We start from the raw sequence: 25,675 nt of genomic DNA on the forward strand, positions 1-25,675 counted from the left end.
ATTCTGGCGCCGCCGCGTAGGCGCGACGTCGCCGCGCTCCCCCCGCGCTCGCCTTCGATCCCCGTTTTTCCCTGGTCATGCCGGCGCGCGGCCCGCGATTTTTTTCTGTCAGGGGGGCTCACTCGAACGTCGCCATCTACGGTCATTTCCCCGCTTCCGCCGCGTTCCGTCCCGAGCACCCCCGAACTGCGCCGAACTCCCGCCCGGCAAGGCTTTGCGGCGTTTGTAACCGCTAGTGCAACGTCCCGCGGAACACGCTAATCTCAGCGCGTTTCGTGTCCCGCCGCGCGGCATCCGTTCGATGCCGCGCGGTCGTTTTACCCCCCGGAGTCGCCTTGAGTACGCCAGCCACCGACGACTGGGTCGCGCGCAGCCTGCGCGCGGTCTGGCATCCCTGCACCCAGATGAAGCATCACGAGCGCCTGCCGCTCGTCCCCGTCGCGCGTGGCGCGGGCGTGTGGCTGTACGACCGCGACGGCCGCCGCTACTTCGACGCGATCAGCTCGTGGTGGGTCAACCTGTTCGGCCATGCGAACCCGGACATCAACGCGGCGCTGAAGGACCAGCTCGACACGCTCGAGCACGCGATGCTCGCCGGCTGCACGCACGAGCCCGCGATCGAGCTCGCCGAACGGCTGCACGCGCTCACCGCGCGCAACCTCGGCCATGCGTTCTTCGCGTCGGACGGTGCGTCGGCCGTCGAGATCGCGCTGAAGATGAGCTTCCACGCGTGGCGCAACCGCGGCCGCGCGAACAAGCAGGAATTCGTCTGCGTCGCGAACAGCTATCACGGCGAGACGATCGGCGCGCTCGGCGTGACCGACGTCGCGCTGTTCAAGGATGCGTACGATCCGCTGATCCGCCACGCGCACGTCGTCGCGTCGCCCGATGCGCGCGGTGCGCTGCCGGGCGAGACGGCCGCCGACGTCGCGGGCCGCGCGCTCGCGGACGTGCGGCGCCTGTTCGCCGAACGCGGCGACCGGATCGCCGCGCTGATCGTCGAGCCGCTCGTGCAGTGCGCGGCCGGCATGGCGATGCACGATCCGTCGTACGTGCGCGGGCTGCGCGCGCTGTGCGACGAATTCGGCGTGCACCTGATCGCCGACGAGATCGCGGTCGGCTGCGGCCGCACCGGCACCTTCTTCGCGTGCGAGCAGGCCGGCGTCTGGCCCGATTTCATGTGCCTGTCGAAAGGCATCAGCGGCGGCTATCTGCCGCTGTCGCTCGTGCTCACGCGCGACGACGTATACGCGGCGTTCTACGACGACGACACGACGCGCGGCTTCCTGCACTCGCACTCGTACACCGGCAACCCGCTCGCGTGCCGCGCGGCGGTCGCGACGCTCGACCTGTTCGCGCGCGACGACGTACTCGCGGGCAATGCGCGCAAATCGGCGACGCTGCGCGCCGCGCTCGCACCGCTCGACGCGCACCGCCAAGTTCGCCACCTGCGCGAGCGCGGCACGCTGTTCGCGTTCGACGTCGCGCTCGACGGCGACGCGGCGCGCGGTTTCTCGCGGCGGTTCTTCGAACGCGCGCTGGAGCGCGAGCTGCTGCTGCGCCCGATCGGCACGACCGTGTACCTGATGCCGCCGTACGTGATGAGCGACGACGATATCGCGTGGCTCGCGCAAAGCACGCGCGACACGCTCGATGCGACGCTGGCGGAGATCTCGCCATGACGAACACGAACAAGCTCCTCGACACCCTGCAACGCGGCCTCGCCGATCTCGACGCGCAAGGGCTGCGCCGCGTGCGCCGCACCGCCGACACCGCGTGCGATGCGCGCATGACCGTCGACGGCCGCGAGATCGTCGGCTTTGCGAGCAACGACTATCTCGGCCTCGCCGCGCACCCGGCGCTCGTCGCCGCGTTCGCCGAAGGCGCGCAGCGCTACGGCTCCGGCAGCGGCGGCTCGCACCTGCTCGGCGGCCATTCGCGTGCGCACGCGACGCTCGAGGAAGAACTCGCGGCCTTCTCGGGCGGCTTCTCCGACGCACCGCGCGCGCTGTACTTCAGCACCGGCTACATGGCGAACCTCGCCGCGATGACGGCGCTCACCGGCAAGGGCGCGACGATCTTCTCCGACGCGCTGAACCACGCGTCGCTGATCGACGGCATGCGGCTGTCGCGCGCGCAAGTTCAGGTCTATCCGCACGCGGATACGGCCGCGCTCGCCGCGCTGCTCGACGCATCGGATGCCGAAACGAAGCTGATCGTCAGCGACACCGTGTTCAGCATGGATGGCGATATCGCGCCGCTCGCCGAACTCGTCGCGCTGGCCGAACGCCACGGCGCATGGCTCGTCGTCGACGATGCGCACGGCTTCGGCGTGCTCGGCCCGCAGGGCCGCGGCGCGCTCGCGGCCGCCGCGCTGCGTTCGCCGCATCTCGTGTACGTCGGCACGCTCGGCAAGGCCGCCGGCGTCGCGGGCGCGTTCGTGATCGCGCATGAAACCGTGATCGAATGGCTGATCCAGCGCGCGCGCAGCTACATCTTCACGACGGCCGCGCCGCCGGCCGTCGCGCACGCGGTCTCGGCGAGCCTGAAGGTGATCGCGGGAGACGAAGGCGACGCGCGACGCGCGCATCTCGCCGCGCTGATCGAACGCACGCGCGCGCTGCTGCGCAACACGTGCTGGCAGCCGGTCGATTCGCACACGGCCGTGCAACCGCTCGTGATCGGCAGCAACGACGCGACACTCTCGGCGATGCGCGCGCTCGACGCGCACGGCCTGTGGGTGCCCGCCATCCGGCCGCCGACGGTGCCCGCCGGCACGTCGCGGCTGCGCGTGTCGCTGTCGGCCGCGCATTCGTTCGACGATCTCGCGCGGCTCGAAGCCGCATTGATCGAAGCCAGCGAGAGGCAGGCCCTGCAGGAGGCCGCCGCATGACCGCCCCGCTCTCGCTGTTCGTCACCGGCACCGACACCGAAATCGGCAAGACCTTCGTGTCGGCCGCGATGCTGCACGGGTTCGCGCGACACGGCCTGCGCGCGGCAGCGTTGAAACCCGTCGCGGCCGGCGCGTACGAACGCGACGGCGTCTGGCGCAACGAGGATGCCGACCAGCTCGACGCGGCCGCGAACGTCGTGCTGCCGCCCGAACTGCGCACCCCGTTCCTGCTGAAGGCGCCGGCCGCGCCGCATATCGTCGCCGCGCGGGAAGGCGTGACGCTCGACCTCGACACGATCGTCGCGTGCCATCGCGAAGCGCTGACGCGCGCGGATATCGTCGTCGTCGAAGGCGCCGGCGGCTTCCGCGTGCCGATGAACGACACGCAGGACCTGGCCGATCTCGCCGTCGCGCTCGGCGTGCCGGTCGTGCTCGTGGTCGGCGTGCGGCTCGGCTGCATCAACCACGCGCTACTGACGGCCGACGCGATTGCCGCGCGCGGCCTCACGCTCGCAGGCTGGGTCGCGAACCACGTCGACCCGGCGATGTCGTTCCCCGACGAGAACATCGCGACGATGCGCGACTGGCTCGCCCGCGAGCACGGCGCACCGCTGCTCGGCCGCATTCCGCACATGAGCCCGGCCGCGCCCGAATCCGCCTCGGCGATGCTCGACATCGCCACGCTCGTCGAGACGCTGCGCACCGCGCAGCATTGACCCTACCGAAACAGATCCCTCGATCCCTCGATCCCTCATCCCCGACCAGGACAGGAAAACGATATGACCCAAGCCCAGACCGCTACCGTGCAACCCGACGCGATTCCCGTGGCCGCTCCGGCCTCGCAGCGCTGGCGTGTCGCCGACGTCGTCGCGCTGTTCGAGCTCCCGTTCAACGACCTGCTGTTCCGCGCGCAGCAGGTGCACCGCGAACACTTCGACGCGAACGCGGTGCAGCTGTCGACGCTGCTGTCGATCAAGACGGGCGGCTGCGAGGAAGATTGCGGCTACTGCTCGCAGTCGTCGCACCACGACACGGGCTTGAAGGCCGAGAAGCTGATGGACGTCGACGCGGTGCTCGACGCCGCGCGCGCGGCGAAGGCGAACGGCGCGAGCCGCTTCTGCATGGGCGCCGCGTGGCGCAACCCGAAGGAGCGCCACATGCCGGCGCTGACCGAGATGGTGCGCGGCGTGAAGGAACTCGGCCTCGAGACCTGCATGACGCTCGGCATGCTCGAGGACGAACAGGCGCAGGAACTCGCGAACGCCGGCCTCGACTACTACAATCACAACCTCGACACGTCGCCGGAGTTCTACGGCCAGGTGATCTCGACGCGCACGTACCAGGACCGCCTCGACACGCTCGACCGCGTGCGCGACGCCGGCATCAACGTGTGCTGCGGCGGCATCATCGGGATGGGCGAATCGCGCCGCGAGCGCGCAGGCCTGATCTCGCAGCTCGCGAACCTGAACCCGTATCCGGATTCGGTGCCGATCAACAACCTCGTCGCGATCGAAGGCACGCCGCTCGAAGGCACCGCACCGCTCGACCCGTTCGAGTTCGTGCGCACGATCGCGGTCGCGCGCATCACGATGCCGAAGGCCGTCGTGCGCCTGTCGGCCGGCCGCGAGCAGCTCGACGACGGGCTGCAGGCGATGTGCTTCCTCGCCGGCGCGAATTCGATGTTCTACGGCGACCAGCTGCTGACGACCAGCAACCCGCAATCGCAGAAGGACCGCGCGCTGTTCGAGCGCCTCGGCATCCGTGCGAGCGACGCGGACGCGATGTCGGCCAGCGCGTAAGCGGCATCGGCCGGCGGGCCGGGCCCGCCAACGAGAAAGCCGGGGCATGCCCCGGCTTTTTTTCATCCGGTCGTCTGCACCGGGTTGCCCTTCGCGTCTCGAATCACCTGCGCGCGGCGTCAGCGTGCGCGCCGCCCTGCTCGTCGTGTGTCGCGTCGGTCATGCAGCCCGCTCTCCCGATTCGTGCTCAAGTGCACATCACACGTGCGCCGCCGCGCCGTCGAGCGCCGCGCGCACGCGCTCGACGCGCTGCTCGTCGACGGGCGCCAGCACCTCGCCGCGCGGCCGCACGCCCGAGCCGAAATGCACCGCGCGCACGCCGGTCGCACGGACGAAATCGCCGACCGCGTCGATCGTCAGCCCCGAGCCGGCCAGCACCGTGCAGGTCGAGCCGGCCGCCTGCCGCACCAGCCGCGTGATCGTCGCGACCGCGTCGAGCACCGACGGATGGCCGCCCGACGTCAGCACGGACGTGACGGCCGGCACGCGCAGCAGCGCGTCGAATGCGGCGTTGAGATCGCGCGCGACGTCGAACGCACGGTGGAACGTGAGCGCGCGCCCGTCGGCGGCGGCGGCGATGCGGGCCAGCGCATCGAGATCGACGTCGCCGCGCGCATCGAGCGCGCCGAACACGACACCGTTCGCACCGGCCGCGACGGCCGCGCGCACGTCGCGTTCGATCACACGCAGGTCGTCGGCGTCATAGACGAACGAGCGGCTGTGCGGGCGCACGATCACGTTGACGGGAATCGGCACGGCAGCCACGACGGCCTCGATCAGGCCGACGCTCGGCGTCAGCCCGCCTTCCGTGATCGCGGTCACGAGCTCGAGCCGGTCGGCGCCCGCGCGGGCGGCGGCCTTCGCATCGCCGACGGTCGTGGCGATCACTTCGAGGAGGATGGAAGAAGCGGCGTTTCGGTTCATGGGCGGCCCGCGAATCGTCAGGACAATTCGCGCATCCTAGTCAGTATGACTCCGCGGGGCAAGGGCTGGCGTGCCGTGCGCGTCAGGCGCGCCGCACGAGCCCGATGCCGGCCAGCGCGGACAACGCCGTCAAGGCGGTGCCGGGCACGAACCTGAACATCCGCGCGTCGAAGTACGCACTCTGCTGCATCATGTCGACGATCTTCGGTGTGAGCACGAGCATCGCCCAGCCCAGCGCCCCGAACGCAGTGATCGCGGTCGCGACGAGCAGCGCGATGCCCGCGCCGCGCTTACGCGGCCGGAATGTGCCGGCAAACGCGCCTGCGGCGAGGAGCACGGCCGACACCGCGAACAGCACGGCGACGAATACGGCCGTCGCGCCCGCCTGGCCGACTTTCATGAACGTGACTGTCTGCGCGGCGCTCACGCAGAAGCCCGCGATCGCGAACAGCACGATCGCGAGCGCATTGCGCACGACGCTCATGCGGGCGTCTGGCGGAAATACGCGGTCGCGGGGCGCCGGAACAGCAGGTAGACGAACAGCGCGAACAGCAGGACGCCGGGAATCAGCACCGCGAGCATCGACGCCGGCATGTTGACCAGCGAGAACGCGATGCCGAACACGAACGTCGCGACGTACGCCTTGCGCGACCATTCGCGCCCCTTGAGGATCGCGATGCCGATCACGACGTTCGCGACTTCGATGATCATGCTGATGCCGAACGTCGCCCAGACGGGCAGCAGGTAGTGCGACATCAGCGCCTGGGTGGTCGGCATCCCGATCGAGAACGGCGTATAGACGCACGTGATCGCGTTGGTCACGATGACGACCCACGCGAGGATGGTCAGCGAAATCGGTCTCTTCATGATGTTTTCCTTTTATTCGCCGCCATGGTGGCCCCCGGGGCGGCGCGATCGCGGACACGACGGCCGCGATCGCGCCATTGTCGGGGAAGCATGCAGCGAACGCAACGGCCGCCCCGCGCCGCCGCGCCCCGATCGCCGCATGCGATCCGCGCGGCGCTAGCCGCCGTCCGCCTCGTCGTCGACCCAGTCGATATCGCCGCACAGCACGCGCTGCGCATCGCCGACGCGCACGGCCACCGACAGCGTCACGCACGGCTGCGCCTCGTTGATCGACAGGTACGGCCGCGTGACCTGCACGCGGCCCGGCTCGGTGATCGCCGAACGGAAATACGGCCGGCGCAGCCAGTTCGCGCCCTGCGCGTCCGCCAGCGGCGAGAAGCGCGCCTCGGCGAGCGCGCGATCGGCGCGCAGCACGACGTTGCGGCCCGACTGGCGGCCGTGCGCGTCGAGCAGGAAGCAGCGCGCGGCCGCGTCGAGCGCGAGGAAGTTCCAGCACACCTCGTCGAGCGGTTCGCCGGCCGCGAGACGCTCGGCCGCCCGCTCGAACGCACGCAGGTACGGCGCGAGCCGCTGCGCGTCGCGCCGCTCGCGCGCTTCGGTCTGCTGACGAAAGCGCTCGGTCAGCTCGCCGATGCAGCCGGTCGCGGTCGCGCTGTCGGGCAGCCCCGGCGCCGGTCGCCCGAAGTAGTAGCCCTGCACGAAATCGGCCTCGCACGACAGCGCGATCTGCGCCTCGTGCTCGGTCTCGATCCCTTCGACGAGCACGAGCTTGCCGGCCTCGTGCAGCAGCGTGACGAGCCCGTGCAGGATCGCGGTGAGCCCGGTGCGGTGCGCCGCGTGCGACAGCATGATCCGGTCGAGCTTCACGATGTCCGGATTCAGTTGCCAGATCCGTTCGAGGTTCGAATGACCGGCGCCGAAATCGTCGAGCGCGATCAGGAAGCCGTGCGTGCGGAATTCGCGCACGGCCTCCGCGAGCCGCTCGACGTCTTCCGCGCGCTGTTCGAGCACTTCGAGCACGATACGGCGCGGCGGCATGCCGAGCCGCTTCAGGTTCGCGAGCAGCGCGGCGGCCTGGAACGGGTCGGTCAGCACGCCCGGATGGACGTTGAGAAACAGCCACTCGCGCTCGGCGCCGAGCAGCGCGAAGTTCTCCAGATGCAGCGCCTGCGCGAGCCGGTCGAGTTGCAGCAGCTCGCCCTGGCGCGCCGCGGCGCCGAACACGTCGAGCGGCGACACCGCGCGGTCAAGCGCATCGTGCGCGCGCAACAGCGCTTCGTAGCCGACCGCACGCTGGTGCGACAGGCTGAATATCGGCTGGAACACGGTCGTCAGCGTCAGGTCGCGATGCTGCGTGGCCAGGCGTTCGAAGCCGGAACTCATCTCCCGCTCGAACCGGTACGGCGACGCGGCGGACGGACGCTCCTGTTGAACGATCGTCATGCCTTCCTCCTGGTGATGCCTTCGAACGCGCCGTCCGGCGAAACGGACGGCGCACTCAATGTCATGGTTGGACCCTCGATTGCCCGGTCGATGCCGGGCGGCTGCCCACTTCAAGCAAGCTCCGTGCAAGGCGCCGACAATCCATATGCCATGCGGCCTGGCCGGGCCATCGCACCACTGCGGCGCACGTCGGGCGCACCATTTTCGTGCGCACGCACCGGCCGCTTGAGCGCAGCCGTCACGTCGGCACGCTACACTCCGTACGATCGTTTCATTCCGCGTTATTCGCCGTATCGATGGAAATCGTTTTCACAGTCCTGATTCTGCTGCTGACCGTCGCACTGTCCGGCGCCGTCACGCGCCTCCTGCCGCTGCAATTGCCGCTGCCGCTGATGCAGATCGCGTTCGGCGCGATGCTCGCGTGGCCGAAGCTGAACCTGCACGTCACGTTTGACCCCGAAATCTTCATGCTGCTGTTCATTCCGCCGCTGCTGTTCGCGGACGGCTGGCGAATTCCGAAACGCGAGCTGTACCTGCAGCGCCGCGCGATCCTGATGCTCGCGTTCGGGCTCGTGTTCATGACGGTACTCGCAGTGGGCTACTTCGCGCATTGGCTGATTCCCGAGTTGCCGCTGCCGATCGCATTCGCGCTCGCGGCCGTGCTGTCGCCGACCGACGCGGTCGCGCTGTCCGGCATCGCCGGCAAGGGCCGGATTCCGCCGCAACTGATGCACATCCTCGAAGGCGAGGCGCTGATGAACGACGCGTCGGGCCTCGTCGCGCTGAAGTTCGCGATCGCGGCCGCGCTCACCGGCGTGTTCTCGCTGCGCGCCGCGTCGGTGACGTTCGTGATCGTCGCCGCCGGCGGGCTCGCGACGGGCGCGATCGTGTCGTGGTTGTTCAGCGCGCTGTCGACGCGCTTCCTGAACGCCGAGCAGGAAGGCGACCCGGCCCCCGGCATCGTGATGACGCTGCTGGTGCCGTTCGCGGCCTACCTGTTCGCCGAGCACCTCGACCTGTCGGGCGTGCTCGCGGCCGTATCGGCCGGGATGATGATGAATTACACGAGCTTCTCGCGCAAAAGCACCGTCGCGTCGCGTGTGCGTGCCGAAAGCACGTGGGCGATGATCGAGTTCGTCTTCAACGGCATGGTGTTCATCATGCTCGGGCTGCAGTTGCCGCACATCATCGGCCGCGCGCTCGTCGACGCGCACCACACGAGCGACGCGCTGGTCGGCCGGATGATCTTCAACGTGGGCGCGATGATGCTCGCGCTGTATGCGATCCGCTTCACATGGGTGTGGCTGCTGCGCTGGTTCGCGAGCCGCCGCGCCGCGCGCCAGGGCCTCGCGGGCACGATGGCCGGCGTGCGCACGATCGCGGTGATGACGGTCGGCGGCGTACGCGGCGCGGTCACGCTCGCCGGCGTGCTGTCGATTCCCGTCGCGTTGTCGGACGGCGCACCGCTGCCGGGGCGCGACACCGCGGTCTTCGTCGCGTCGGCCGTGATCCTCGGTTCGCTGATCGTCGCGGTGATCGGGCTGCCGCTGCTGCTGCGCGGCGTGCGTTCGACGCGCAACCCGCTCGGCGACGAGGAGCGCGTCGCACGCTCGGCCGCCGCGCAGGCCGCGATCCGCGCGATCGACTCGTCGCACGATGCGATCTCGGCCGAGCTCGACGAATCGGGCGCGGCGCGCTGCGCGGACATCTCCGCACGCGTGATGGACCAGTATCGCCGCCGGCTCTCCGCACTCGCCGAGGACGGCCCCACGCCGCGCGCGGAAGCGAAGCAGGCCGAAACGATGGAGCTGCAGATGCGGATCGCGGCCGTGCGCGCGGAACGCTCCGCGCTGTACCGGCTGCGCAGCGACAGCAAGATTTCCGACGAGACGCTGACGAAGCTGATCCGCGAGATCGACCTGTCGGAAACCGCGCTGTCGACGCGCAAGAAAGGCATTCTCTGACGGTTCTGCAACTGCCCGCGTACGGGTACTGAGACGCAAAAAAAACGGCGACGCAGCAGCGTCGCCGTTTTCACATCCGCCCGCGTTCGCGTTACTTCGCGACGACGACCGGAATTCCCTTCAGCATGCCCGTCCCCTTCATCTCGTCGAGTGCGTGCTGCACGGCCGCGCTCGTCGCCGCGTCGATGCCGAGCTGCAGCGCGAGCTCGCGCTCCGCGCGCTTCACGCCGGCCAGGTTGCGCACCTTCACGTGGCCGAAGCCGCGCACGCGGGCGTGCAGGTCGGCCAGCTGCACGACCTGCGCCGCATTGCCGGCCGTCATCGCGGCGAACGCGCGCGTGAGCGTCGTCTCGTAGTCGTCGGCGAGTGCGCGCTCCATCTTGCGCTCGACGGTGCGGCCGAACGGATCGAGCCACGTGCCGCGCAGGCTGCGCACGCGCGCCAGCACGCCGAACACCGGCCACATCCACTGGCCGAACACTCGCTTCTTCGGCGTGCTGCCGTCGCGGCCGGCCTTCGCGACCGTCGGCGGCGCAAGGTTGAACTTCACGCGATACGCCTGCCCCGGCACGCCTTCGAACTGCGCCTCGAGCGCCGTGCGGAACGCGTCGTCCGTGTACAGCCGCGCGACCTCGTATTCGTCCTTCACCGCGAGCAGCCGGTAGAACGTCGTCGCGACCGCGCGCATCAGCGTGTCGTCGCCCTTCGCGCGTGCGGCGTTCACGAGCGCACGGTAGCGCTCGACGTAACGCGCGCCGCCGTAGGCGTCGAGACGCGCTTCGCGATCTGCGATCAGCTCGGCGAGCGTCTCCGGCGCGGTCTGCGCGGCCACCGTGTGACGCGCATTCCACAACGCTTCGAGGCCGGCCGCGTCGCCGGCCGCCATCCGGCCGATCGAGAACGCGAGCTTGTTCATCGGCACCGCGACGTTGTTCAGCTCGATCGCGCGCATCATCGCGGCGAGCGACACCGGCACCAGGCCGAGCTGCCACGCATAGCCGAGCATCAGGATGTTCGCGCCGATCGAATCGCCGAGGAACTTCGCGGCGAGCGCCTGCGCGTCGCAGCTCGACAGGTAGCCGTCGCCGGCCGCGTGATGCATCTTCTCGAGCAGCGCGTCCGCATGCAGGTTCGCGTCGGGGTTCTGCACGAACGACGCGTTCGGGATCCGGTGCGTGTTGACGACGATCCGCGTGCGCTCGTGACGCACCGTCTGGAGCGCTTCCGCGCTCGCGCCGACGACCATGTCGCACGCGAGCAGCACGTCGGCCTGCTGCGTGTCGATACGCACCTGGTTCAGCCAGCGGTCGCTCGACGCGATCCGCACAAACGACAGCACCGAGCCGCCCTTCTGCGCAAAGCCCATGAAGTCGAGGACCGACGCGCTCTTGCCTTCGAGATGCGCGGCCATGCTGATCAGCGCGCCGACCGTTACGACACCCGTACCGCCGACGCCCGTCACGAGCATGTCGAACGGCGCCGCGTCGAGATGGGTCGCCGGCACCGGCAGCCCGTCGACGCGCACCGCGAGCGCCGCTTCGTCGAACGCGGCGCCGGCCGCCTTCTTCAGCGCCGCGCCTTCGACCGTCACGAAGCTCGGGCAGAAGCCGTTCACGCACGAATAGTCCTTGTTGCACGACGACTGGTCGATGCGGCGCTTGCGGCCGAGCGGCGTCTCGAGCGGCTCGACCGACAGGCAGTTCGACTGCACGCCGCAATCGCCGCAGCCTTCGCACACGGCGTCGTTGATGAACAGGCGCTTGTCCGGGTCGGGGAATTCGCCTTTCTTGCGGCGGCGGCGCTTCTCGGCCGCGCAGGTCTGGTCGTAGATCAGCACGGTGACGCCCGGCGTCTCGCGCAGCTCGCGCTGCACCGTGTCGAGCTCGCTGCGGTGATGGAACGTCGTGCCCGTCGGGAACTGCCCGTGATGGCCGTCGTACTTCTCCGGCTCGTCGGACACGACGACGAAGCGCGACACGCCCTCCGCCTCGACCTGCCGTGCGATCTGCGGCACCGAGATGCTGCCGTCGACCGGCTGGCCGCCCGTCATCGCGACCGCGTCGTTGTAGAGGATCTTGTACGTGATGTTCGCTTTCGCGGCGACCGCCTGGCGGATCGCGAGGATGCCCGAGTGGAAGTAGGTGCCGTCGCCGAGGTTCTGGAACACGTGCTTCGTGTTGGTGAACATCGCGTGCGCGGCCCAGTCGACGCCCTCGCCACCCATCTGGATCAGCCCCGTCGTGTCGCGCTCCATCCACGACGCCATGAAGTGGCAGCCGATCCCGGCCTGCGCGATCGAGCCTTCCGGCACCTTCGTCGACGTGTTGTGCGGGCAGCCCGAGCAGAAGTACGGCGTGCGCTTCACCGCGTCGGCTTCGTTCGACAGGATCTGCGGCGCGACCAGATCGACGACGCGTTCGCGGCGGTCGAGCGCGGGCTTGTGCCGCGCGAGCCATTCCGCGAACACCGGCAGGATGCGCGACGGGCGCAGTTCGCCGAGCTCGGACAGCAGGCAGGCGCCGGCGGCGTCGTGCTTGCCGAGCACGCGCGGGCGCGCGCCTTCGCTGCGGTTGTACAGGTAGTCCTTGAGCTGCTGCTCGATGACCGGGCCCTTCTCTTCGATCACGAGCACTTCGTCGAGCCCGTCGACGAAGGTCTCGACGCGCGTCATCTCGAGCGGATACGACAGGCCGACCTTGTAGATCCGCACGCCGGCGGCGTCGAGATCGGCGACCGTCAGGTCGAGTCGGCGCAGCGCTTCCATCAGGTCGAGGTGCGCCTTGCCGCAGGTGACGATGCCGACGTTCGCGTGCGTGCTCGGCGCGATCCACTTGTCGATGCTGTTGGTGCGCGCGAAATGGCGCACCGCGTCGAGCTTCGCGGCGAGGCGCGCCTCGATCGTCAGGCTCGGCAGGTCGGGCCAGCGGTTGTGCAGGCCGCCCGACGGCGGCGTGAAGCCTTCCGGCGCCGGCCACTGCGTCTGCAGCGCGTCGAGGTCGACGGTCGAGCCCGACTCGACCGTTTCCGAGATCGCCTTGAAGCCGACCCATGCGCCGGAGTAGCGCGACAGCGCCCAGCCGTACAGGCCGAATTCGAGCATGTCGGCGATGTTCGCCGGATTCACGACCGGCATGTGCCACGCGATCATCGCGAAGTCGCTCTGGTGCGGCATCGACGACGACACGCAGCCATGGTCGTCGCCCGCGACGACCAGCACGCCGCCGTGCGGCGACGAACCGTACGCGTTGCCGTGCTTCAGCGCGTCGCCGGCGCGATCGACGCCCGGACCCTTGCCGTACCACATCGCATACACACCCTCGACCGTGCGCTCGGGATCGGCTTCGACGCGCTGCGTGCCGAGCACGGCCGTGCCGCCGAGTTCCTCGTTGATCGCGGGCAGGAAGCGCACGCCGCCGGCGTCGAGCAGTTTCTTCGCCTTCCACAGCTGCTGGTCGACCATGCCGAGCGGCGAGCCGCGATAGCCGCTGACGAAGCCGGCCGTGTTGAGTCCCTGCTCGATGTCGACCGCGCGCTGCATCAGCAGCAGGCGGACCAGCGCCTGCGTGCCGGTCAGGAAGATCCGGCCGCGCGTCGCGGTGAGGTTGTCGGTCAGGCGGTAGTCGGACAGGGCAGGCGAGCCGTCGACGGGCAGGCGGGCGGTCATGGGGGATGTCTCCGGATTGTGCTGTTCTGGGCTGCGCGGCGGGGCGTCGGGCGACGCGTGACCGGCGGCAGCGAATGGCTCTATTTTTTCGTGCGCAGCCGAGAATGTTTTTTCTCATCTTGCTCGGGCGGGGCCGTAGCGAGAAAAACTGCGCAGGTTTTCGCGTGGATTTGAGAGAGTTTTCGCGCGCGGTGGTGGGGGCGCGGTTGGCGGGTGTCGAGGCGGCCGGGCGGCCCGCCGCGCAAATCGGTGCGTGCCTGATGGTGCCGCCGCGGCCGCGCGATGGGTGCTCAAACCCCGTCCGGCAAGGGTTTCGGAGGCTTTTGGCAGTCACCCTCACCGTTGAATTGCACAGGGTTCAGATTGGTCGGGGGCGCCGGATGTCCACAACGCCGCGCCCTTCGCGCCGACCGGGTCCGCGCGCTCACCGTTCGATTGCACAGCATTTCGACTGGCGTCGGGGCCGGGATGTCCACATCCGGAATCGGCATGCCATTCGCCCGGGTGTCGACGCTCACCGTTGGAATTCACAGCGCGGCGAGTGGGTCCTGGCGGTGGATATCCACATCCTGGCCGGCTCGTTTCGACGATCCGCTGTTCACTCTCACCGTTCGAATACACAGGGTCGTGAGTGGGTTCGTCGGGCGGATAGCCACGCCGGAAACCGCATGCTGCGCGACTACCGCTTCGCACTCACCGTTGAAATACACAGGGCTTCGACTGGCTGCGGCGGCTGTTTTCCACGGCCGGACCTGCATTGCCCGCGGGCCGTGCGCGCATGCTCACCGGTGAAAATCACAGCGCTTCGACTGGCTTGGCGAGCCGGATATCCACATCGGAAAGAACCGGCCGATCGCCCGCAGAGGCGCGTTTCATCGAGCGTCGGCGACGCGGCAATCCATGCCGGAGGCGGCTGGCCACCCGATCGGACGCCGACACTCACCGTCGAAAAACACAGTGCCGCGAGTCGTTTCGACGGCCGGATATCCACATCGAAATGCGCACGGTGCTCGTGACAGGGCACGTGCTTCAGGCGACGTCGCCGGCCGGACAGCCGCGCCTGGACGGGTTGCCGGCAATCACGCGCGGATACTCACCGTTGAATTCCACAGCGCGTCGAGTCGCTTGAGAGATCGCGAATGCGCGACGAAATTCGCACGTTCCGGACCACGTGCTCGCGCTTGCCGTTAGAATGCACGCCCATTCGATCGCGATCCGGACCCGGATATCGGCGGCGCGACGCACGTCGGGTTCGGTCGCGCATTCATGCATTCCGTTAGAATGCGCGGCGCGCCAAATCACGGCAAAGGCCGCCGAGCCTTGCTGGAAGCGGCGCATCGCGCGATCGGCGTCGACACTCACCGTCGGATTTCACAGCATTTCGCTTCGTCTCGGAGCGAGTTGTCCACACCCCTCTTCATGTATTGCGCGACATCCGGCGATCCTCACCGGTGAAATCCACAGCGCGCCGAGTCGTTTCGGAGCGAGGATATCCACAACCGGTTGCGCGACGGAATCGTCATGCGCACATCAGCGAACGCCTCGGAGCACCGCAACCGGGGAAAGCCGCAAAGGCTTGTCCGGACTGCCTCGGCGGCACGCTCACCGTTCAAATGCACAGCGTTTCGAGTCGTCGCGGAGCGGGTTGTCCACATCCGCTCGTCGATGCGCGATCGCGCCGGCACGCGCGCCCGGGCAATGTCATTCGGCAATCGACCGGATGACCGCTGCCGGATTGCCGCCGACCAGCGTATTCGGCGGAACGTCGCGCGTGACGACGGCCGCGGCCGCGACGACCGAATTCTCGCCGACCGTCACGCCACCGATGATCGTCGCGCCGGCGCCGATCCATACGTTCCGTTCGATCACGATCGGCTTCGCGACGACACCGTCGCGCCGCCGCGAAGGCTCGACCGGATGACCGGACGTGATCAGGCTGACGTTCGGGCCGATCATCACGTCGTCGCCGATCTCGAGCCCGCCCAGGTCGTAGAACGTGCAGTTCTGGTTGACGAACACGTTGCGCCCGAGCTTCATGCCGGTGCCGCCCGTCGCGTGAAACGGCGGGATCAGCACGAAGCCGTCGTCGACCTGCGTGCCGATCAGTTCGCCGAACAATGCACGAACCTCGCCTGCATCGTCGAACGTCAGACGGTTGAGCCGCGCGATGATCGCCATCGCGCGCTTGACCTCGGCCACCATGGCCGCCGATTCCGGTGTTCTCCGCGGAATGATCGTGGTGCGATCGTCGTTTGCCATGCGTGACTTGTCTCCAGTGATTTCCGTGTTTCGCGATGCATCGGCGGTCGTGGTCGAACGCCTGCGAGGTCATGTGCCAGGAGGCTGCGGGGGCCGCGGCGTCCACGGGTGGCGATGTCGTTTTCCGTCAGGATTTCGTCGATTTTCATAACTAGTTTCAATATAACTAGTTATTCGAAAACCTCCTTATCCCACCGGGCTTTGCACGATTTTTCTCCCGATTCACGCTCGACATGCAACGCCGCCAACAGACTTGCTCAGCCGAACCGCCCCGGGCCGGGCGCCCCTAGCCGGGCGCCCCTGTCCTAACCTCCTGCGCTCGGGTACGCTTGAGCATCGACCTGACCGACACCGGCACCCAAACGCGGAGGCGCGATGAAGCTCTACTACTGGCCGAAGACCCGGGCATTCCGGGCGTTGTGGATGCTCGAGGAACTCGGCGTAGTGTACGAACTCGTGCCGATCGACCTGCGCTCGCACGAGCAGGGCAGCGACGCATTCGTGCAGGTCAACCCGATGGCCAAGCTGCCCGCGCTCGACGACGGCAGCGCGCCGTTCGCCGAATCGGGTGCCGTGCTGCTCTACCTCGCCGACCGCTGCCCGGGCGCCGGGCTCGGCATCGCGCCCGACGATCCGCTGCGCGGCCGTTTCCTCCAATGGATGTTCTTCACGCCGACCTGCCTCGAACCGGCGATGGCAGAGAAATTCACCGGCGCGTCGGGCAATCCGGTCGCGTTCGGCTGGGGCAACATCACGCGCGTGCAACGCGCACTCGCGCAAGCGCTCGCCCATCACCCGTGGCTCGTCGGCGACCGCTTCACCGCGGCCGACCTGCTGCTCGCCAGCACGCTGAAGATCGCGTTCGACGCGCATCTGCTGCCGGACGAAGGCGTGCTCGGCGACTACGTTGCGCGCGCCGAGGATCGCGACGCGTTTCGTCGCGCCGTTGCGATCGAACAACGCGAAGCGGCGCGATTGCTGCACGCGTGACGCGCGAGAGGCCGGCCCCTCGCTCACGCCTGCGCGGCCGGACCCTGCGCCGACGCGCCCGCTTCGACCACCACGCCTGGCGACCCACGCTCGTCAGTGTCGACGTCGATCGGCACGACTTCATGAAAATACGTGTAGTCGATGTGCGTGATGCCGTCCTCGTCGTGCATCAGGTCGACATAGCGGTGACGCCAGCGGATCTCGTCATGCGCCCACGAATGACGCGCCTGCATGACCTGCGCGGTCGTTTCGTCCGAGCCCTCGATCGTGATCAGCAACGACGCGTCGCGCGCGGCGAGCGATTCGGGCGTCTCGCCGAACAGCGCGCTCGACTCGTCGATCACGTGCATCAGGTTCCAGCCGAGCAGGAAGATCGGGTGCTCGCTGCGCACGAGCGGCAGGTCGTGGATCTTGCGCAGCGAGTAGCCCTCGTGCGTGCCTTCGATGCGCATCAGCCGCAACTTCGCCTGCGCCTCGGCAATCACGTTCTGGCGCGCATTCGCGGCGCGGACCATCAGCGTCATCCTGCCGTTCAACGGCCGCACGATCGCATTGCGCGCGAACAGGATCTTCGCCTGCGGCCGCGAGAAGCGCGCGAACACGAGCCCCGTGGCCAATGCGATGCTCGACATCCCGACGAAGATCTCGAACGTCGCGACGAGGTGCGCATAGACGGTCTGCGGATGCATGTCGCCGTAGCCGACGGTCGCGAGCGTCTCGACGCTGAAGAAGAACGCGCCGCCGAAGCCGGCCGGCGACTGGTTCGCGATCGACGCATGGCCGAGCAGGTAGAGCGTCGCGAAGCCGCCGTTGAGCAGCAGGAACAGCACCGCGAGCGACAGGAAGAACACGGGCCAGCTCACCGTCAGCGCGCGATGGTAGAAATCGCGCCAGCCGAGCGGCGGCATCCCGTACGCGATCACCGGGCGGGTGCCCGACCAGATCTTGCGGCCACGGCCGCGGGGGGCTGGGGAGGACGAATCGACGGTCATCGCGCGGCGCCGGTTGCAGGGAGGCGATGAGCGTAGCATGCGCGGCGGCGGCCGGGAATGCGTGCCGTCGCGAAACGGAAGTCCGCCGCGCGATGCCGAAAAAAAACCGGCCGCGTGTGCGGCCGGCTGCGATGTCGTCGTGTGGGCCCGCGCGCGATGCGCGCCGCGCTCACTTCCGGTCGACGATCACCTGGTCGAACGTGCCGCCGTCGGCGAAATGCGTCTTTTGCGCGTTCGCCCAGCTGCCGAAAACCTGCTCGACGCTGAACGTCTTCAGCGCCTTGAATTCGGCCGCATGCTTCTTCAGCACGTTCGCGTCGCGCGGGCGCAAATGGTGCTGCGCGATGATCTCCTGCGCTTCCGGCGTGTACAGGTAGTCGAGATAGGCCTGCGCGACCTTGCGCGTGCCTTTCTTGTCGACGACCTTGTCGACGACGGCGACGGGCGGCTCCGCGAGGATGCTCGCCGACGGATACACGGCGTCGAACTGCGCGCCCGAGGCGCCGGTGTCCATCAGCGCGACTTCGTTCTCGAACGTGACGAGCACGTCGCCGATGCCGCGCTGCGTGAACGTCGTCGTCGCGCCGCGGCCGCCCGAGTCGAGCACCGGCACGTTGCGGAAGATCGCCTTCTCGAAATCGAGCGCCTGCTGGTCGGTCGCGCCCTTCTGCTTCTGGAAGCCCCACGCGGCAAGATACGCGTAGCGGCCGTTGCCCGACGTCTTCGGATTCGCGATGATCACCTGGACGCCCGGCTTGGCGAGATCGCTCCAGTCCTTGATCGCCTTCGGATTGCCCTTGCGCACGAGGAACACCATCGTCGTGGAATACGGCGAGCTGTTGTCCGGGAAGCGTGCGCGCCAGTCCTTCGGCAGCAGCTGGCCGCGCTCGGCGAGCAGGTCGATGTCGTTCGGCTGGTTCATCGTCACGACGTCGGCCTGCAGCCCCTGCAGCACCGACAGCGCCTGCGCGCTCGACGCGCCGTGCGACTGCTTGATCGTGACGGACTCGCCGGTCTTCTGCTTGTACGCGGCGGCAAAGCTCGTGTTGATGTCCTTGTACAGCTCGCGCGTCACGTCGTACGACACGTTCAGGATCGACGTGTCCGCGTGCGCGGCCGTCGCCGCCACGACCAGCGCCGCCGCTGCGCCCGTGTGCAGCCAGCGGCCGATCCCCTTGATGCTTGCCATCGTGATGTGCCCCGTTTCCAGTGGTGGTGAATGTGCGTGACGGCACGCGTACGCGCTGTCATCGAAACGTAAGCGGGCATTCTAGCGGCCGGGCACGGCGCGCTTTCCAATCAGTCGTGGAAAGCAAATCTCGAATCCTGCTAAGCGCTGGCCGACGCTCGCGCGCGCCGCCGATCCGGTGTTAAGATCGCCGCTCAGCCCACTCACGGTTCGTCCATGTCCGCTACCCTGCGCTCGCTTTCGATCCTCGCCGCCGTCGCGGCAGGTACGCGCGCGGCCGGGCTGAAACTGAAAAAACGACTCCTCGACTGACGGGGACGTCGCGTCCCGTCAGGCGAATGCCGGACGGGATGCCCGCAGGTCGTTTCTTTCTCCTTGCACGCACGCCTCGCTCCGGCCCCCCGCCGGCGGAACGGTTCCTTCCCACTCCGTTTCCACCATGAGGCTTTGCATGAACACACGTTTCGAAGGTATCTGGCTGCCGATCATCACGCCGTTTCACCACGGTGAAGTCGACCATGCAGCGCTCGCGCGGCTCGCGCGCCACTACGCGGGCGCAGGCATCGCGGGCTTCGTCGCGGGGGCGACGACCGGTGAAGGCGTGCTGCTCGACGCGCGCGAACAGGACGCGGTGTTCGCGACGCTGCGCAACGCGGCGCCCGGGCTGCCGATCGTCGTCGGGCTGACCGCGAGCGCGACGCACTTCGCGGCAGCGCGCGCACGCGAACTTGCCGCGCTGCGACCCGACGGGCTGCTCGTCACGCCGCCCGTCTACGTGCGGCCGACGCAGGACGGCATCCGCCGCCATGTCGAGGCGATCGTCGACGCGGCCGACTTGCCGGTGCTCGTCTACAACATCCCGTACCGCACCGGCGTGAACGTCGAACTGGACACGCTGCAGGCGCTCGCGCGCGACCCGCGTGTCGCCGGCATCAAGGAATGCGGCGGCACGCTCGACCGGATGAGCCGGCTCGTGCACGACACGCCGCTCGCGATCCTGTCCGGCGACGACAACCAGAACTTCGCGGCGATGTGCGCCGGCGCGCACGGCGCGATCGCGAGCAGCGCGCATGTGCTGCCGGAATGGCATGTGCGCATTCATGCGCTGTTGCGCGACGGGCGGCTCGCCGACGCACGACGCCTGTCGGTCGCGCTGCAGCCGCTCATCGCGGCGCTGTTCGCGGAGCCGAACCCGGCGCCGGTGAAGGCCGTGCTCGCCGCGCAAGGGTGGTGCGAGGACGGGTTGCGGCTGCCGTTCGTGCCGGCGAGCGAGGGGTTGCGGGAGCAGCTGGCCACGATCTGCGCGGCGCTCGAAGCATCGATGCAAGCTGCCTCAGCGGCGTAGGATTTCGCGTCGAAAATTGTTTCAGACCGTCAAAATCCGGGACGCGCCATACTGCGAAAGATGGCCGTCCGCGGTGACAAGCAGCAGCGGCTCACACCACGCCTGCGCGACGAGCAGCCGGTCGAACGGATCGAGATGATAGTGGGGCAGATGGCGCACGGCAGCGCCGTGCGCGACGCGAACCGGCAGTTCGCGGTACTCGCTCGTGTTGATCTTGTCGACCAGACGCTCCACATTGACATCCAGCTTTCCCTTTCCGGCCTTGATCGCTACTTCCCAGATACTCGCGCTGCTGACGAACACTTCATCGGCAGCGGTAATCAGGCTGCGCGCGCGAGCGCTCAGCTTCGGATCGTTCGCCACTGCCCAGAGAAAGATGTGCGTATCGAACAGCAGTTGCATTACTTCCCCATGAATGCGGCCAGTTCTTCGACGGAAAGCGGCGCATCGAAATCATCCGCGATCCACATCTGCCCCTCGAGGGCACCGAACGGATGAATCGGCCTGAGCGGTACGAGCCGGACCGACTGCTTGCCGTTCTGCGTGATCACGACACGTTCGCCGGCGATCGCGGCATCGAGCAGCCTTTGCAGGTCGAGTGTGGCTTCTGGGACAGTGGCAACTTGCATGATGGGCTCCATTGGGTGACCCACCATTGTTACGACATTCACCCTGTTGCACCAATAGGCCGAACGTCCAGCCGAACGCACGCTTGCCGATCGATATCAGGCCGCCAGCGCCCCCGCCCCCTCCGTCGCCTCCCGCACCGCCTGCGTCACGATCCGCGCGAGCCGGTCGACCGTCGGCGTCGCCGACGACGTGCGCCGCAGCAGGATCAACGGCAGACTCGGCAGTGCCGGCAGCCCGCACGACGCCGCGTCGAGCACGCGCACCGACGTCGGCAGCCCGTAGTGCGAGCGCACCGTCAGCCCGAGGCCGGCCGCCGCCGCGGCCCATAACCCGGCGAGGCTGGGCGTCGTGAACGCGATGCGCCACGCCACGCCCGCGCGATCGAGCGCATCGGTCGCCGTGCCGAAGAACCGGCACGGCCGGTCGAACACGACGAGCGGCAGCGGCTCGCCGCGTGCTCGCTCGACACGGCCGTTCGTTTCATCCGCATCACCTTCGGCCCCGTCGTCGCCCTCCGGTACCCCGAATCCACCGGCACCCACCGCACCGATCCATTGCATCGGCACCTGCGCGATCGTCTCGCTGCCGATCCCCGCACGCGACACGAACTCGGCCAACGAAGGATCACCCCATACCAGCGCCAGATCGAGCTGGTTCGCATCGAGCCGGTCGAACAGGTCGGCATTGCACGCCACGCGCGCCTCGATCTTCACCTTCGGATGCGCACGCGCGAATCGCCCGAGCACGTCCGGCAGGATCGCCTCGCCGAAATCTTCCTGCAGCCCGACACGCACCCAGCCGTCGAGATTCACGCCGCGCACGGCCGCCGCGGCTTCGTCGTTCAGCGCGATCATCCGCCGCGCATAACGCAGCATCGCGTCGCCGGCGTCGGTCAGCGCGAGCCCGCGCCCGGCCTTCACGAACAGCGGCGTGCCGGCCTGCTCCTCGAGCTTGCGAATCTGCGCGCTCACGGCCGACGACGAGCGCGCGACGCGGTCGGCCGCCTTCGCGAAGCTGCCGAGATCCACGCCCGCGACGAGGCTGCGCAGCGCGGCCACGTCGAAGTTGGGCCGCGCCAGCGCGGCATCGGCCCAGGCGAGCGGCTCGCCGCCGCGCGGAGTGTCTTGTCCGGGCATCTGAATCATCCTGTTTTATCGAACGGTTCATCAAAAACTTTCCGATTTTCAGGATGAATGTAGGCCGCCAGACTAGGGATGTCAATTTCCAACCGGGCCTGCCGCCATGGATACCTCGTGCATCGTTTCCTCCTCCTCGCCCGCCCGCGCCGCGCGCGGCGCGGCCCATCGCTGGCGCGTGCTGGCGGCCGGCGTCGCCGCGAACATGAGCTTTTCGGCGGCCGCGGCCGGCATTCCGACCACGGCCGTCTGGATGCGCTCGGCCTATCACCTCGACAACGGCGCGCTCGGCCTCGTGCTCGGCGCGCTCGGCTTCGGCGTCGCGCTGTCCGAGCTGCCGTGGGGGATCGCGGCCGACCGCTTCGGCGATCGCCGTGTGCTGCTGACCGGGCTCGTCGCGACGGCCGCGATGCTTGCGCTGATGGTGTGCACGATCGTCCCGACCGCCCATGCGGCACCGCCGTTGATGCGCGTCGTCGCGGCGATGTGCTGCGTCGGCCTGCTCGGCGGCAGCGTGAACGGGTCGAGCGGACGCGCGGTGATGCGCTGGTTCGGCGAGCGCGAACGCGGGCTCGCGATGAGCATCCGCCAGACGGCCGTGCCGCTCGGCGGCGGTGTCGGCGCTGCGCTGCTGCCGTCGCTCGCGTCGCATCTCGGCTTCGCCGCGGTGTTCGGCGCGCTGATGCTGCTGTGCGCGGGTTCGGCCGCGTTGACCTGGCGCTGGCTGCACGAGCCGCCCGCCGAGCCGGCCGCGCCGCAACTCGCCACGCATCGCCCTGCCGAGCGGCAGCCGTCCGCGCAGCATGCGCGCAACCCGCTCGCGAGCGGCCCCGTGTGGCGCATCGTGGTCGGCATCGGCCTGCTGTGCACGCCGCAGTTCGCGGTGCTCACGTTCGCGACGGTGTTCCTGCACGACTTCGGCCGGCTCGGCCTCGCCGGCATCAGCGCCGCGATGGTCGTGCTGCAGATCGGCGCGATGGTGATGCGCGTATGGAGCGGCCGTCATACCGACCGGCACGGCAACCGGCGCGCGTATCTGCGCGGATCGGTGTTCGTCGCGGCCGGGTCGTTCGCGCTGCTCGCAGCCGCAACGGCCGGTAGTACGCACGTGCCGCTCGCCGCGATCGTCGCGATTCTCGTGTTTGCCGGCATCTGCGTGTCGGCGTGGCACGGCGTCGCGTACACGGAGCTCGCGACGCTCGCGGGCGCCAACCACGCGGGCACCGCGCTCGGGATGGCGAACACGGTCGTCTACCTCGGGCTGTTCGCGACGCCGCTCGCGATTCCGCCGCTGCTCGCGGTCAGTTCGTGGAGCGTGGTGTGGCTCGCGACCGCGCTGATCGCCTGCGCGACCTATCCGCTGTTCTCCGCGAAATAGCAGCCACCCGCCTCATGCGGGCGTCGCGGCACACACCGTGACACCCGCCCATCCGTCAGGCCGCCTCGCGCGCCAGCGCGCGGCGCGCTGCCGGCCGCTCGGCCTCGCGCTGCGCATGGGCCGTCCACGCCGCATGCCGCGTCATGTCGAGTCCGATCGCGACGCCCCAGCGATACAGCACGAACAGAAACGGATCGACGATCGAATGCGCGCCCGGCTCGGCCCACGTGCGGCCGTCGGCGAGCGCGGCTTCGATCGACGCGTTCGCCGCTTCGATCGTGCCGCGCCCGTGCGTGCTGACCGCACCGTGCAGCGCCGGATCGCCGATGAAGCGGCCAGGCCGCCACAACGCACCGTAACCGACGCCATGCACCCAGCCGACCAGCCAGGCAAGCCATTCGTGACACCGCGCCTCGCGCAGCGGATCGCCGAGCGGCAGCAGTTGCGCATCCGGATGGCGGCGAGCGAGATACGTGAGGATCGCCGGTGTTTCGGTCAGCACGCGCGGTTCGCCCGGAATCGCGAGCACGGGCACGCGCGCCTTCGCGTTGATCGCGAGATAGGGTGCTGCGAGGTTCTGCCGCTTCTGCACCGAGACGATCTCGACGTCGAACGGCGCGCCGGTTTCCTCCAGCGCGATGTGGGCGGCAAGCGAGCAGGCGCCCGGGGAAAGATAGAGACGATATGCGTTCATGGTGTATGGCCCGACGGCGCTGTGGAAGACGGAACCGAGTGTAGGAACGCGTACCGGTGCGCGACAAACGATGAATTGTCGTGCTCGGACATTAGTGTTACTAATACCCGCATGCGACGCATCCACCTCCCTCCGCTGCAGACGCTGCGCGTGTTCGAGACCGCCGTGCGGCTACAGAGCTTCACGCGCGCGGCCGACGCGCTCGCGCTCACGCAAGGCGCGGTGAGCCAGCACATCCGCGCGCTCGAGGCGCAGCTCGGCTATCCGCTCTTCACGCGCGAACGCAACGGCGCGACACCGACGCATGCCGCGCATGCGCTCGCGCTGCAGGTGCGCCAGGGGCTGAGCGTGCTCGAACGCGCGTTCGAGCCGGCACTCGCGGTACGCAGCCGCCCGCGTACCGGCGACGTGACGCTGAACGTCAGCGTGCTGCCGAGTGTCGCCGAGCGCTGGCTCGCGCCGCGCCTGCCTCGCTTCACGGCCGCGCATCCGCACATCGCGATCGCGCTGCACCCGGACGTGGCGCTCGCGCCGCTGCGCAAGCGCGACCGCATCGACGTCGCGCTGCGCTACGGGCCCGGCACCTGGCCGAGCGTCGTCGCCGAAAAGCTGATGAACGAGACGATCTTCCCGGTCGCGAGCCCCGCGTACCGCAACCGCGACGGCATCGCGCCACGCGTGCCGGCCGATCTCGTGCGTGCGACGCTGCTGCGCCATCCCGCGCAGCCCTGGGAGCCGTGGTTCCAGGCCGCGCGGCTCGACCTCACCGAATCCGCGCGCGCGCCGCGCTTCACCGATACGAACGCACTGATCGACGCGACGCTGCAAGGCCGCGGCGTCGCACTCGCGCGCCGCTCGCTGATCGAACCCGAGCTCGCGGACGGCACGCTCGTGCGCGTGTCGACGGTGCGCGTGACCGACGTGTATGCGCACTACGTCGTATGGCGATCCGGCCATCCGCACGAAGCGGCGATCCGCACGTGGCTCGACTGGCTGCGCAGCGAGGTGCGGCGCAGGACGCCGCGGCGCTGACCGGCAGCGATCGACGGCAGCCGGCTGCCGGTCGGCCGCACGCGAAAGCCATTGGTCAGCTTGACGAAAGCCTTTCGCGATCACGTACCGGACGCAAACGATTCACCGAAACGTCGCATCGCACCGGCATACTCGAAAACGTTTCCCGATCAGCCCGCCAGGAGAGAAGTCATGCGTCGCGTTTCCGTCGTCGTCGTTCTGTGTGCCGCCGTTCTCGTCGCCGCCTGCAGCGACGACGGGCAGCACGACGCCCACGCGACCGACGCCTCGCAGCAAACCGGCGCATCGGCCGGCTCCGCCAGCGCATTCAACAACGGTGCCGCCACGAACGCCGCGGCGTCCGATGCCGCACCGCTCGCGCCGCCCGTCGTGCACTACCCGCCCGATGACGACGACGACGCGAAGCCTGCGACGAACGCAACGAACGCGGCCGCGTCGAGCGCCGCGGCATCGTCGCCGGGCTGATCCCGCCGCTT

The 25,675-nt window shown here is 68.8% G+C and carries 23 protein-coding genes; 10 read left to right on the forward strand and 13 right to left on the reverse strand.

Annotated features, from left to right (window positions below):
* The first annotated feature begins 335 nt into the window (after nucleotides 1-335).
* From bioA to bioB, 4 genes are all read left to right on the forward strand, one after another.
* On the forward strand, nucleotides 336-1,682 hold the full coding sequence (gene bioA / locus AC5LXX_RS15125; protein WP_493409963.1) for an adenosylmethionine--8-amino-7-oxononanoate transaminase: 1,347 nt from the start codon (nucleotides 336-338) through the stop codon (nucleotides 1,680-1,682).
* A complete protein-coding gene (gene bioF / locus AC5LXX_RS15130; protein WP_493409964.1) occupies nucleotides 1,679-2,893 on the forward strand; it encodes an 8-amino-7-oxononanoate synthase in 1,215 nt (404 codons plus the stop codon). Before bioA ends, bioF begins: the two co-directional genes overlap by 4 nt.
* Nucleotides 2,890-3,609 carry a dethiobiotin synthase gene (gene bioD, locus AC5LXX_RS15135; protein ID WP_493409965.1) on the forward strand — a complete coding sequence of 240 codons (720 nt, stop codon included), beginning with the start codon at nucleotides 2,890-2,892 and terminating at the stop codon, nucleotides 3,607-3,609. Before bioF ends, bioD begins: the two co-directional genes overlap by 4 nt.
* Before the next feature lie 63 nt (nucleotides 3,610-3,672).
* Entirely contained in the window at nucleotides 3,673-4,692 is a 1,020-nt protein-coding gene (gene bioB / locus AC5LXX_RS15140; protein ID WP_493409966.1) for a biotin synthase BioB, read from the forward strand.
* 198 nt (nucleotides 4,693-4,890) lie between these two features.
* On the opposite strand, the gene AC5LXX_RS15145 is transcribed toward bioB, so the two are convergent.
* The 4 genes from AC5LXX_RS15145 to AC5LXX_RS15160 form a co-directional block, all read right to left on the reverse strand.
* A complete protein-coding gene (locus AC5LXX_RS15145) occupies nucleotides 4,891-5,616 on the reverse strand; it encodes a copper homeostasis protein CutC (protein WP_124452289.1) in 726 nt (241 codons plus the stop codon).
* Between the two features lie 82 nt (nucleotides 5,617-5,698).
* Nucleotides 5,699-6,100, reverse strand: coding sequence for a hypothetical protein (locus AC5LXX_RS15150; protein WP_493409967.1), 402 nt, complete (start codon nucleotides 6,098-6,100; stop codon nucleotides 5,699-5,701).
* Nucleotides 6,097-6,483: a hypothetical protein gene (locus AC5LXX_RS15155; protein ID WP_493409968.1), complete on the reverse strand. Its 387-nt coding sequence runs from the start codon at nucleotides 6,481-6,483 to the stop codon at nucleotides 6,097-6,099. The genes AC5LXX_RS15150 and AC5LXX_RS15155 overlap by 4 nt, the downstream gene beginning before the upstream one ends.
* Nucleotides 6,484-6,639: 156 nt before the next feature.
* On the reverse strand, nucleotides 6,640-7,926 hold the full coding sequence (locus tag AC5LXX_RS15160) for a sensor domain-containing phosphodiesterase (RefSeq protein ID WP_493409969.1): 1,287 nt from the start codon (nucleotides 7,924-7,926) through the stop codon (nucleotides 6,640-6,642).
* Between the two features lie 296 nt (nucleotides 7,927-8,222).
* Here AC5LXX_RS15160 and AC5LXX_RS15165 point away from each other — a divergent pair, with 296 nt between their 5' ends.
* Nucleotides 8,223-9,890 carry a Na+/H+ antiporter gene (locus AC5LXX_RS15165; RefSeq protein WP_493409970.1) on the forward strand — a complete coding sequence of 556 codons (1,668 nt, stop codon included), beginning with the start codon at nucleotides 8,223-8,225 and terminating at the stop codon, nucleotides 9,888-9,890.
* A 91-nt stretch (nucleotides 9,891-9,981) separates the two neighbouring features.
* Here the strand turns inward: AC5LXX_RS15165 and AC5LXX_RS15170 are convergent, their stop codons facing one another.
* The 3 genes from AC5LXX_RS15170 to AC5LXX_RS15180 form a co-directional block, all read right to left on the reverse strand.
* The gene (locus AC5LXX_RS15170) at nucleotides 9,982-13,554 is read right to left on the reverse strand and encodes an indolepyruvate ferredoxin oxidoreductase family protein (protein ID WP_493409971.1); all 3,573 of its coding nucleotides are present in this window, start codon (nucleotides 13,552-13,554) and stop codon (nucleotides 9,982-9,984) included.
* 1,029 nt (nucleotides 13,555-14,583) lie between these two features.
* Nucleotides 14,584-14,916, reverse strand: a complete 333-nt coding sequence (locus AC5LXX_RS15175) for a hypothetical protein (protein WP_493409972.1) — start codon at nucleotides 14,914-14,916, stop codon at nucleotides 14,584-14,586.
* Nucleotides 14,917-15,255: 339 nt separating this feature from the next.
* Nucleotides 15,256-15,813, reverse strand: coding sequence for a DapH/DapD/GlmU-related protein (locus tag AC5LXX_RS15180; protein WP_493409973.1), 558 nt, complete (start codon nucleotides 15,811-15,813; stop codon nucleotides 15,256-15,258).
* Between the two features lie 375 nt (nucleotides 15,814-16,188).
* Here AC5LXX_RS15180 and AC5LXX_RS15185 point away from each other — a divergent pair, with 375 nt between their 5' ends.
* A complete protein-coding gene (locus AC5LXX_RS15185; protein WP_493409974.1) occupies nucleotides 16,189-16,803 on the forward strand; it encodes a glutathione S-transferase family protein in 615 nt (204 codons plus the stop codon).
* Nucleotides 16,804-16,826: 23 nt separating this feature from the next.
* Here AC5LXX_RS15185 and AC5LXX_RS15190 read toward each other — a convergent pair whose 3' ends face one another.
* Both AC5LXX_RS15190 and AC5LXX_RS15195 read right to left on the reverse strand, forming a co-directional pair.
* Nucleotides 16,827-17,795 (reverse strand): ion channel, encoded by a 969-nt coding sequence (locus AC5LXX_RS15190; RefSeq protein WP_493409975.1) that lies wholly within the window; start codon nucleotides 17,793-17,795, stop codon nucleotides 16,827-16,829.
* 169 nt (nucleotides 17,796-17,964) lie between these two features.
* Nucleotides 17,965-18,984 (reverse strand): sulfate ABC transporter substrate-binding protein, encoded by a 1,020-nt coding sequence (locus AC5LXX_RS15195; protein WP_493409976.1) that lies wholly within the window; start codon nucleotides 18,982-18,984, stop codon nucleotides 17,965-17,967.
* A gap of 451 nt (nucleotides 18,985-19,435) precedes the next feature.
* Between AC5LXX_RS15195 and dapA the strand changes: the two genes are divergently transcribed.
* Nucleotides 19,436-20,329, forward strand: a complete 894-nt coding sequence (gene dapA, locus AC5LXX_RS15200) for a 4-hydroxy-tetrahydrodipicolinate synthase (protein WP_493409977.1) — start codon at nucleotides 19,436-19,438, stop codon at nucleotides 20,327-20,329.
* 21 nt (nucleotides 20,330-20,350) lie between these two features.
* On the opposite strand, the gene AC5LXX_RS15205 is transcribed toward dapA, so the two are convergent.
* The 3 genes from AC5LXX_RS15205 to AC5LXX_RS15215 all read right to left on the reverse strand — a co-directional run bounded on the left by AC5LXX_RS15205 (nucleotide 20,351) and on the right by AC5LXX_RS15215 (nucleotide 22,095).
* Nucleotides 20,351-20,731: a type II toxin-antitoxin system VapC family toxin gene (locus tag AC5LXX_RS15205; protein ID WP_493409978.1), complete on the reverse strand. Its 381-nt coding sequence runs from the start codon at nucleotides 20,729-20,731 to the stop codon at nucleotides 20,351-20,353.
* Complete coding sequence (locus tag AC5LXX_RS15210; protein WP_493401745.1) at nucleotides 20,731-20,958, reverse strand: type II toxin-antitoxin system Phd/YefM family antitoxin; 228 nt, start codon at nucleotides 20,956-20,958, stop codon at nucleotides 20,731-20,733. The genes AC5LXX_RS15205 and AC5LXX_RS15210 overlap by 1 nt, the downstream gene beginning before the upstream one ends.
* 96 nt (nucleotides 20,959-21,054) lie before the next feature.
* Entirely contained in the window at nucleotides 21,055-22,095 is a 1,041-nt protein-coding gene (locus AC5LXX_RS15215) for a LysR substrate-binding domain-containing protein (protein ID WP_493409979.1), read from the reverse strand.
* A 106-nt stretch (nucleotides 22,096-22,201) separates the two neighbouring features.
* On the opposite strand from AC5LXX_RS15215, the gene AC5LXX_RS15220 reads away from it, so the two are divergent.
* Nucleotides 22,202-23,473, forward strand: a complete 1,272-nt coding sequence (locus AC5LXX_RS15220; protein WP_493409980.1) for an MFS transporter — start codon at nucleotides 22,202-22,204, stop codon at nucleotides 23,471-23,473.
* A 55-nt stretch (nucleotides 23,474-23,528) separates the two neighbouring features.
* Here AC5LXX_RS15220 and AC5LXX_RS15225 read toward each other — a convergent pair whose 3' ends face one another.
* Nucleotides 23,529-24,167 carry a glutathione S-transferase family protein gene (locus AC5LXX_RS15225; protein ID WP_493409981.1) on the reverse strand — a complete coding sequence of 213 codons (639 nt, stop codon included), beginning with the start codon at nucleotides 24,165-24,167 and terminating at the stop codon, nucleotides 23,529-23,531.
* A gap of 111 nt (nucleotides 24,168-24,278) precedes the next feature.
* On the opposite strand from AC5LXX_RS15225, the gene AC5LXX_RS15230 reads away from it, so the two are divergent.
* Entirely contained in the window at nucleotides 24,279-25,199 is a 921-nt protein-coding gene (locus AC5LXX_RS15230; RefSeq protein ID WP_493409982.1) for a LysR substrate-binding domain-containing protein, read from the forward strand.
* A 171-nt stretch (nucleotides 25,200-25,370) separates the two neighbouring features.
* The gene (locus AC5LXX_RS15235; protein WP_493409983.1) at nucleotides 25,371-25,664 is read left to right on the forward strand and encodes a hypothetical protein; all 294 of its coding nucleotides are present in this window, start codon (nucleotides 25,371-25,373) and stop codon (nucleotides 25,662-25,664) included.
* Nucleotides 25,665-25,675: the final 11 nt, after the last annotated feature.

The organism is Burkholderia torrens, assembly GCF_984668525.1.

Coding starts and splice junctions, on each gene's coding strand:
- bioF (WP_493409964.1), top strand. CDS start 1,679: ATGACGAACACGAACAAGCTCCTCGACACCCTGCAACGCGGCCTCGCC.
- bioD (WP_493409965.1), top strand. CDS start 2,890: ATGACCGCCCCGCTCTCGCTGTTCGTCACCGGCACCGACACCGAAATC.
- bioB (WP_493409966.1), top strand. CDS start 3,673: ATGACCCAAGCCCAGACCGCTACCGTGCAACCCGACGCGATTCCCGTG.
- AC5LXX_RS15145 (WP_124452289.1), bottom strand. CDS start 5,616: ATGAACCGAAACGCCGCTTCTTCCATCCTCCTCGAAGTGATCGCCACG.
- AC5LXX_RS15150 (WP_493409967.1), bottom strand. CDS start 6,100: ATGAGCGTCGTGCGCAATGCGCTCGCGATCGTGCTGTTCGCGATCGCG.
- AC5LXX_RS15155 (WP_493409968.1), bottom strand. CDS start 6,483: ATGAAGAGACCGATTTCGCTGACCATCCTCGCGTGGGTCGTCATCGTG.
- AC5LXX_RS15160 (WP_493409969.1), bottom strand. CDS start 7,926: ATGACGATCGTTCAACAGGAGCGTCCGTCCGCCGCGTCGCCGTACCGG.
- AC5LXX_RS15165 (WP_493409970.1), top strand. CDS start 8,223: ATGGAAATCGTTTTCACAGTCCTGATTCTGCTGCTGACCGTCGCACTG.
- AC5LXX_RS15170 (WP_493409971.1), bottom strand. CDS start 13,554: ATGACCGCCCGCCTGCCCGTCGACGGCTCGCCTGCCCTGTCCGACTAC.
- AC5LXX_RS15180 (WP_493409973.1), bottom strand. CDS start 15,813: ATGGCAAACGACGATCGCACCACGATCATTCCGCGGAGAACACCGGAA.
- AC5LXX_RS15185 (WP_493409974.1), top strand. CDS start 16,189: ATGAAGCTCTACTACTGGCCGAAGACCCGGGCATTCCGGGCGTTGTGG.
- AC5LXX_RS15190 (WP_493409975.1), bottom strand. CDS start 17,795: ATGACCGTCGATTCGTCCTCCCCAGCCCCCCGCGGCCGTGGCCGCAAG.
- AC5LXX_RS15195 (WP_493409976.1), bottom strand. CDS start 18,984: ATGGCAAGCATCAAGGGGATCGGCCGCTGGCTGCACACGGGCGCAGCG.
- dapA (WP_493409977.1), top strand. CDS start 19,436: ATGAACACACGTTTCGAAGGTATCTGGCTGCCGATCATCACGCCGTTT.
- AC5LXX_RS15205 (WP_493409978.1), bottom strand. CDS start 20,731: ATGCAACTGCTGTTCGATACGCACATCTTTCTCTGGGCAGTGGCGAAC.
- AC5LXX_RS15210 (WP_493401745.1), bottom strand. CDS start 20,958: ATGCAAGTTGCCACTGTCCCAGAAGCCACACTCGACCTGCAAAGGCTG.
- AC5LXX_RS15215 (WP_493409979.1), bottom strand. CDS start 22,095: ATGCCCGGACAAGACACTCCGCGCGGCGGCGAGCCGCTCGCCTGGGCC.
- AC5LXX_RS15220 (WP_493409980.1), top strand. CDS start 22,202: ATGGATACCTCGTGCATCGTTTCCTCCTCCTCGCCCGCCCGCGCCGCG.
- AC5LXX_RS15225 (WP_493409981.1), bottom strand. CDS start 24,167: ATGAACGCATATCGTCTCTATCTTTCCCCGGGCGCCTGCTCGCTTGCC.
- AC5LXX_RS15230 (WP_493409982.1), top strand. CDS start 24,279: ATGCGACGCATCCACCTCCCTCCGCTGCAGACGCTGCGCGTGTTCGAG.
- AC5LXX_RS15235 (WP_493409983.1), top strand. CDS start 25,371: ATGCGTCGCGTTTCCGTCGTCGTCGTTCTGTGTGCCGCCGTTCTCGTC.